We start from the raw sequence: 9,718 nt of genomic DNA, 5'->3' as shown, positions 1-9,718 counted from the left end.
CGGAAGTTGCTTCATTGTAGTTAGCGGTTGCAGCAACCTTAGCAACAACAGTGTGTTCACCAACACTTAAACCAGACACAGTAGTACCAGTAATAGCAGTTCCATCTACATAATAGGTAACAGCACCATCATCATCACTAGGAGTAACAACACTTGACAATGTAGCAGTTTCACCAAACTTGATAGTTTCCTTATCAGCAGAAACAGTGACAGTGGCATCAGCCTTGTTAACTACAACAGAACCAGTACCGGTAGCTTCGCCATAATTGTCATTTCCAGCAAATGTTGCGGTAATAGTGTAACCTTCTGCATTAGTAGCTAAGCCACTTACAGTAAGGGTTCCTACACCATTGGTTACAACTACATCATATTCTTTGCTGTCTACGGTTACTTTTACAACACCACTGATCTTTTCACTGATTACACCATCTAATCCAATGTTGATTACAGCATCATCACCATAGGTGATTGGATTTACAGTGACAGTAACAGTTGCAGCTGGAGTTGCTTGTTTTACAGTGATTGTTCCATTAGCAATAGCTACATCATAGTTTTCACTGTATGAACAGACTGCAATTACATTGTAAGTACCTACATTTAAACCACTTACAGGAAGGGTTCCTTGTCCGTCAACAATATTTACTGGGTAGTAAGTGCTTCCAACAGAGACAATAAGACCAGTCATACTTAAACCAGTTTCACCATCTTTTAATGTGATTTTTACATTTGCGGTATCTCCATAGGTTATTTCTTCACTTGAAACAGTTAAATTGAGTTGTGGTTTGTTAACAACTACAGTAGCTGCCTTATCAATGCTTATAGCTTTATAATTTGTAGTTTCATCAGCAGTTACAGCAACATAATGAACTCCTACAGGGATTTCATCAAGGTTTACAAGTTTGGAACCGCCATCTTCAGTGATTTCTACAGTATAATCTTTACCATTAACAGTGATTATGTAAGTACCAGCAGCACTTGCAGTTACAGTTACATTTGCATGAATTGGGTAAACTACAGTAGCACCGGTTACGGTTACATCAACATCAGCTTTTGCAATAGTGAAAGTGAATGTAGCGTTTTTACCTTTGTAGTTTTCGTCACCGAGATATTCTGCACGAATTGTGTGAGTTCCTGCATCTAAAACAGCGGTAGTGAAAGTGTTAGGATAAGCAATTTCAGTACCGGTAGCAGCACCGTCTACATAATAAACGATATTACCGGTTGCACCGTCAGTTAAAGTAGGAATGATCTCATTGGTTTCACCGTAAGTGATTCTGTTGTCACCGTCAATGACAAATTTAACATCAGCTTTTGTTACCTTATAGGTTCCGGTTGCACTTGCTGCAGTGTAATTTTCACTTTCAGCAACATTTACTGTTACAGTGTAATTGCCTACGTCCATTGTAGGAATAGCAACGGTTCCGGATCCTAAGGATACTCTTACTTCGTAATCATCTTCTCCAACATATATGGTGTATACACCATCTACATTAGAGTTAAGAGTGATTTTTCCGGTTTCAGGATAAACGACTTCAGCTCCAACAATGCTTAAAGTAAGTGTAGCTTTTTGAACATTGATTAGGAGTTCGAGAGAAGTGCTTCCTTCGTATTGTTCATTTCCACCATATTTTGCAACAATTCTGTGTTCACCAGCACTTAATCCGGTTACAATCAAGTCTTCACCAGCTTCTAATGCAGCATAGTTTTTGCCGTCTACAGTGTAGATGATAGTACCAGTTGCATCATTAGGAGTGATTGTAGCTGTTACCTTTACATCTGTTCCATAGGTAGGAGTTGTAGTGTTTGCAGTAAGGCTAATGGTTGATTGAGCTTTGCTTACAGTGAAAGTGGTTAAATTATAAGCATCGTGATATTCATCATTTCCAACGTGAGACAACATTGCCAAATAAGTACCTTCCGGCAATTCGTCAAGTTCCACTTGTCCAGTACCACCAGTAACTGTCACTTGATAGACTTTTTCACCTACAGTAACATTATAAACATCATCTAAGCTTGCATTAACAATAGCAATAGCTTTATTTGGCAAGGTGACATTTGCTATAGTGACGTTTAATTCAATGGTTCCTCTAGTGTTTTGGTAAATGTCTAAAGGAATTACTTGATTATCTACATATGCAGTAATTGTTCCCTCACCTGCAATTGTGAAATTAGAACTTGCAGAACCAGTGAAATTACCAGTAGGAGTTGTAATTCTTGCTTCACTTCCACCACCAGTAATGGTTAACAAGTATTCACGTGCAGGCAAGACACCACCTGCAGGAATTTCAGAACCATCAAATAGGGAATTTAATGAAACTTCAATAGTGGTTGCAGAAGTTTGTTTTAATTTAAGAACATAATACTTTTCAACAAGACTAAGATAATTTCCTACACGTACAGAACTAGTATTATAATGGTTTTCACCCCACCAGTTATAATCAAAATTAAACTCTCTTAAATATTGGTCTGAAGGGGTGTATATTATTCCACTAGCCGCAGTATTATTTACAAATGCATTATAATTAAAAGTTGAATTCGCATAATAATAAGTATAAAATACATTACCAGTTCTACCAGAGTATAAATAAAGAACTGCACCTCGATTAACTGCATTATTTCCAATATAAATTGAATTATAACTATTTACAGGTGTGTTTCCATCCTCTGAACCACCAGCATAGAATATTCCTCCATCATATGCAGTATTATTAATAAATGTAGAATTGTGAACCACTATACTAGCACCATTTCCAGCATAGATAACCCCTCCACGGCGGCCATTTGCAGTACCTGCAGTATTATTAATAAAATTAGCATTGTTAATATTTACTGTAATAGCCTGATTTTGAGCGCTAATTACACCACCATAATAATTATTATTATTTGCTTGAGCAACACAATTTTTAATGGTGACATTATTTAAAGTAATAGTATAAGCCCCATTAACTCTAAATAAAGAAGCAGCACCTGCTCCATCAATAATATGGCCATTACCGTTAATAACTATATTTTTATTAAGAGTATAATATCTGTTATTACCAGTAGTCCACTTATAATCATTTTGCAAATCAATAGTAGTACCACTATTAAAAGTAGTAAAAAGTTGATTAAATGTAAGATCAGGTTCGCCATCAGCACCTAACGGTTCAGCTTTCAACGCATTCTTCGGACTTGAAGCATCAGATACGACAGCTTCTTCACCATCGTCTGAATCACCTTTAAGTCCTGTGTCTGATATGACGTCTGTATCGGCGTCATCTAAATCACTTGAGTCTCCTGTATCAGTCACAATGATATCATTTGACTCATAATTAATTTCATCAGTTACAGGTGCATCATCCACCGTCTGCACTTCATCAATTGCTGCTACGCTTGCATCATCAGTTACAGCCGTATCTTCAGCTGCACTTACTGCGCCTAAAGCGAGCAATGTGATAAGCACGAGTGAAATCAGCACACTTATCTTTTTAGATTTTTTCAAAAGAATTCCTCCAAAAAAGCATACCTTTTAACATAAGCATAATTTTTCATTTTTTTCTTCTTTGAGATAAAATGGGGCATTTAAGTCATCATTAAACATTTAAGTGAGTGATCAAATCACTTGAAATGGTTAAATACTTTAAAAATAAAGGAATTTGAATGAATGTGACTTCATAAAAACTCGATTATTTTTAAAATAATATCTAACTTAAATAACCCACCTTATCTCATGAAAAACTATACCATATCGAAAGATACACCCCTTCACTATATTAGTTCGCTATTTATATAACGATATATTTTTATATAAAATAATATAGGTAAAATTATTTTTATATAAAATGGTATATAAAACTTATTAAATTATTCTCAGACTCATTCAAAAAATACTTAAATTGGTTAGTTTCCATTCAAGTATGATTGAAAAAAACAAACAAAATTAACTTATTGTTTTTTATTATTAAACATTGTTCAAAAGATATATGATGCAAGTAGGCACTTGCATATCTATGTTTTAATTGGATTAAAAAAATGTTAAAAAACAAGTAATTTTTTTAGACAAAATATTAAAAATACACGGACATTTTGATGAAAAATATTTAAGAAAATTAGAGCATAATTGTGTCTAGAAATATGAGAAAAATAGAGCGTAATTCGTGCTTAAAAATAATAAAATAGTTGAAAATCAATAGTGAAAAACTATCAATTTTCATATAATAAAATTTGTTTAAGTTAGTTTCAAAGTAACCTTTTTAGTAACTTCTGCATATGTGTTTGTAGCAGGTGCTTTCACTTCTACTGTGTAGGATCCTGCCTTGGTCAAACTTACGTTTACCTTTGCCACACCGCTTGAGTCTGTCTTAGCAGAATATGTCTTTCCATTTACAGTGAACTTGACTGTTTTTCCTACAATGGCTTTTCCTGCCTTTGTCTTATAGGTAGCAGCCAATGTCTTGGTCTTTGCACTTGCCTTATAGGTCTGGCTTGATGCACTCAAAGATGCCTTTTGCTTGTTGACAGTAATCTTAAGCACTTCAAATGATCCATCATAATTCTCATCACCTAAGAAAGCGATTGCAAAGGTGTATGGACCTGAGTTTTGAAGGTTAATCTGCAATCTTGCCTGACCGCTTGCATTAGTTACCCTATTGTATACGTTTGCATTGAATCCAATGGATACATCTTTTCCTTCCAAAGGTCTTCCTTTTTCATCAACAAGTGTCCAAGTGAAATATTCACCTATTCTGCCGTCTTCAGTTACATTGATTGCAGTAGTTGTCATGTTCTTGCAAACAATTCTGGTCTTCAATTTGCTGACTACAATTGGAGCTGTAGCAAAACTTGAAGCATATGTGTCATCTCCATCAAACTGGGCGATTGCAACATACTTGTTAGCGCTTAGATTGGTGAATTTCGCTTGACCTACACCGTTTTCTACAGTTATGTTTTGAACTTGATCGCCGATTGAAAGTTTTACAACACCATTTAAGAGAGTTCCATCACTTGCTTTCAATGTCACAACGGCATTTTCATCTTCACCGTACTTGATGTCAGATACAGTGATGACCATTTCGGTAGGTACGAGGACATTTCCTAAAACTGAGAAATCAGCACGGGCAACAGTTTCAATGATGAACCTATTGTTTTTGGAATCTGTAAAGTTCTCGATAGCTAGGGTGTAATAACCGGACAATAGGTCCTTGAGCTCATAAGTGAAATTGCATCCATTGAAGTTTTCAATGACAAATCCAATGTCTGTAAAGTCCCTTTTGGCATCGACCTTGAGATCGTTTGGACTGCTGTACACTCCCCAATTGAAGTTACCTGTAATGACTGCATCATCACCGGATGGATATATGTCACCATCTGCCTTTATGGAAACGTTTGAAATCACAAATGTGTTCTCTTCAATGTTCAATTCTGTCACATTAAATATGTTGAACGCTGCAGGGTCCCCATCATTGTTTTTAAAGTATGAGCCTGTGATGTTTCCTTCATTACCAAACCATAGGATTGCTGATACGCCTCCAAGATTTGAATCGAAAGTTGAATTCTCTAGCCTACCTTGAGCACCATACCAGAAAATGGCATTTCCAGGCATATTTTCTCCAGCCTTATTTGAAGTGAAATTACAGTACTTTACAGTGCAATTCGCTCCCTGAAGGAATATTGCTCCACCATAGCTTGTCGCTTCATTTGAGATAAATGAGCATTCCTCTATCTTGCCGTCTTGACCTTCTGCCCATATTGCACCTGCAGTTCCATCAAGGGCCTTGTTTGATATGAACTCAGAACTCATTATGACAAGAGAAGAACCGTCTTCAGCATAGATTGCACCACCGGAAAGGGTAGCGATATTATTGGTGAAATTGACACACTCGCAAGCGAGTTTGCCTCCCTCTTTAACTAAAACAGCTCCGCCTTTTTCTGATTTACCATTTGTAACAGTGATGTCCTTCAAGACTACAACCTTATCTGCAGTGACTGTAATGAAGTTGTTAAGGTTTTCACAGTCAAAGACAACGTTCAATCCTTCTTGGGCTGCAATGTTTATGCTTTTTTCAATTATGAGACCAGTGTTTTGAATGCCTTTGTATATACCTTCCTCTATTACGGTAATGTTGTCTCCTTCAATGGCAGCTGCAATAGCTTCTTCAAGTGTTGGATATCCGAGACCATTTGATAAGACTACAAATGGACCGGTTTGCGCCTGTCTAACTATGTTGAATCCTTCCCAAACGTTGTATCTTGGGAAGTTGACTTCATCAAAGTAAATTCCAATCAGGTAGTATCCTTCATCGAAGATGTTGTCATAGGTAAATGAGCCGTCTCCATCATCTACACGGATTCTTGTCTTGTTTAGTATCTTATCAGTGTCGACAGTTGGATTGAATTCATCAGGATCCACTTCATCTCCGTTTACGATATAGACATTGAAATATCCACCATAATATGGATTGTTGAAATCAAATGGATCATAAACTTCAAATTTCACAAGGCCAAGAGGTTCACCATAATCGATGTCATTGTATGCACCTTGACCTTTGGTAATGTCTATTTCCATTTCTGCTTCATATGGATAGACTGTAAGGGATTTTTCAACTGTTTTTGGAGCATAGTTGTCATCTCCGGAATATGCGATTGTGACGCTGTCCGGGAACCTTTGCACTCCATCAACCCATTCATCTCTAAAACTTGGCCACAATAGGACTTCATCAAAGGTCTTTTGATTGCCATCTACAGTTATTGATGTGGCACTGCTTGCAGTAGCTACACCACCTGCAACAGGTATGTTGTAGATGAATGTTCTAGGATTTGGATCCTCTGGAACGCATGTGTCCACTATGGTAACTTTTACGCTACCTCCTGCATTGGTTTCGTTGAATGTAATTGTGAAATTGCATACGTCTCCGCCGTATAGCTTTTCCTGACTAAGGTCGATTGTCACATCTTGGGTTCCAGCACCTAAATTGTCTTCAGAACCGCTTGTAGAAGCTAAAGGAGCTTTTGGAGTCACATCGGATTCAGTATTTGAAATAGGTTCAATATCTTCCGTTACTGTAGCATCATCAACTGAATAAGGTGTGGATGATTCTGTATCTGCAATGATATTGTCTGAGGAAAATGATACATCATCCACACCCTTATCAATTTGATCTGTCATGACTGAATCATCAATCATGCCATCATCTGCTGCGGAAGCAGATGACATGGCAAGAATCAATGTCACAAATAACAGAAGAGATAAAATGGTTTTGAACCCATTTTTCTCTTTGTACATGATTAACTCTCCTTAGGGTTTTTCCTTATAATATAGGATTTAAGTCTCCTTAGGATTTAACTACTTTCAACTTGTATATTGCCATAGCAGAACCGTAGGTAGTGTCTCCACCATAGGATGCCACAACTGAGTAGGTCTTCTTAGCAGTCAAGGAAACAGCTATTCTCACAACACCTGTTGCATTTGTTCTTCCGGTGTATGTCTTACCGTTAAGTGAGAATGTGACTATCTTATTAGCCAATGGCTCATCGCCAGCGGTAAGGGTTGCTGTTAGGTACTTGGTTTCTGAAAGACCGTATGTCACATCAACTACAGTCAATTTGGTAGCTATAGGTTTTACAACCACATCGTATGAAGCGGTAGATGCCTCATAATCAGCTTCACCTGCATATGATGCGCTTATTGTGTAGGTTCCTTGATTTGCCATGTTGATGTCCACTGTGAACTTACCGTCTTCATCACTGGTTCTTTCAAAGGTTTGACCATTGAATGTAAGTGTGACGGTTCTACCTGCTAAGATATTGCCGTTTAGATCTTTTAAGGTAAATTCCATGGTTCCAGCAACATTTGCAGTTACTACAATGTCTTCACTTTCGATGACAGTTCCTACTTTGCTTACATCAAAGGTTGCTTCTTTGCTTGTTGGCTTGTAGGTTTCATCTCCAGCAAATGAGACAGTTGCTGTGTAGTGGCCTACAGTTAAGTCAGAGAATGCTACGTATCCGATTCCATCTGTACCAATGATAACCTGTTTTGTTGTTTCTCCAACTTTGACATCAAGAGTGCCTTCCACTGGATTTCCTTCTGAATCTGTTAAAGTTACTGCAATTTCTGCATCTTGACCGTATATGATGCTTGCAACACTTACAGTAATGATAGCTTCGTTAGGAGCACTGCCTTTAGTGATTTCCTTGCTTACAGAAACGCTTTCATAGTTATCATCAGCAACTGAGGTTGCTTCTACAGTGTGAGTTCCAGCAGTTAATGAACTTGCATCATAGCTTCCTTGACCGTTGGTGATTGTTACAGGAATAGCTGTACCATCATCAATTACAAGGTTTACGGTACCGTCTAATGGAGTGTCGTCGCCACCTGTTAATGTGACAACAATCTCATCTCCTACAAGTTCTACATCCAATTTGGCATCAGTGGCCTTGTTAACTACAACTTTAGCATCTCCATCGTATCCTGCACCATTGTAGTTGTCAGTTGCAGCAACTGAGGCATAAATGTCATAACTGTTTTCATTTGCAGCTAAGCCACTAATGGTAAGGGTTCCTTCACCATTTTCAATGTTTACAACATAATCGGTGCTGTCAACATTTACAATAGCTGTAGCGGTTAATCCTGTATCTCCATCATAAAGGGTTACATCGATAATGACATCTTCACCATAGGTGTATTCATCTTTTCTTGGACTTACATTGATTACAGGGCTTGCTTTATCAATGATGAATGAATCAATGTAGTTATAGATATCATTGTAGTTGTCAGTGCCTTTGAAGTTGACCCAAATTGTGTAAAGGGCAGCTTCATAATCTTCTAATGTGAAAGTTGCAACACCATCTACAAGATGTTTCTTGATGGATTTTTTACCCATGATGTTCAATTCGATTTCTTCAGTTAATTTTTCATCGGTAGTTTGTGGAGTGATTGTAACTGTTACGATTACATCATCACCATAAATGTATCCATCTTTATCAAATTCTACTGTTATGTTTACATTAGCTCTGCCTACATCGAATCTTTCCTCTTGGATACCGTATTCACCGTTAAACCAATAATCGAGTGCATAGTCTTCATCATCAAGTTGGATGGTGACTCTGTAGCTTCCTGCATTCAAGTCGGATAAGTCAATAGCTTCACTGTGACCATCGTTAATTGCTACTGAATAAGTGTCGATTAATTCAGCGCTTTCAACACCTTCATCGTCCCAAGTGAGTTTGTAGACTTTGACGATAGCATTTGTATTATATTCAAAGAGAACATCTTCTTCTGCATCATCATCCCAATGGGTTAAGTCGAATTTGAAGATACGTTCTTGACCGTATTCAGTCCAATCTCTACCTTCTACATTAGCATGGATGTTGTCTTGGTAAATCTCGAAGTATCTTATAGCATAATCGACATCTTCACTTAAATCATCATCCCATTCTTCAAATGCGTAATTAGGGTCATCAAGTGTGACAGTGACTTTGTATTGGCCTACTTTCATGTCTGAGAAATCAATAGCTTGGATTTTTCCACCGCTGATTTCCACTGGAATGGTATCAACTAAATCATATTCTTCAGTATCATCATTCCATTTGTAGACTTTGACAGTAGCATCGAAGTCATGTACAAATAGTTCTCTGACATCATCGTCAGTTTCCTCATCATAATGGGAATGCCATACTTCAAAGCTGAAATCATGTTCGTCACCGAATCTGGTTGATTCCTCACCGATTACATTTTCAA

Annotated in this window: 3 protein-coding genes; all 3 read right to left on the bottom strand. The window is 37.4% G+C overall.

Annotated elements, in window-relative coordinates:
- Window positions 1-3,481: beta strand repeat-containing protein (locus tag ACKI67_RS07065; RefSeq protein ID WP_407462760.1), on the bottom strand; the 3,481-nt coding region annotated here is incomplete at its 3' end.
- Window positions 3,482-4,207: 726 nt separating this feature from the next.
- On the bottom strand, window positions 4,208-7,261 hold the full coding sequence (locus ACKI67_RS07060; RefSeq protein ID WP_407462759.1) for a hypothetical protein: 3,054 nt from the start codon (window positions 7,259-7,261) through the stop codon (window positions 4,208-4,210).
- A gap of 49 nt (window positions 7,262-7,310) precedes the next feature.
- On the bottom strand, window positions 7,311-9,718 hold a 2,408-nt coding region (locus ACKI67_RS07055), incomplete at its 5' end, for an Ig-like domain repeat protein (RefSeq protein WP_407462758.1).

Source organism: Methanobrevibacter sp. (assembly GCF_045577275.1).
Taxonomy (GTDB): Archaea; Methanobacteriota; Methanobacteria; order Methanobacteriales; family Methanobacteriaceae; genus Methanobrevibacter.
This window is presented reverse-complemented; position numbering and strand designations above follow the sequence as displayed.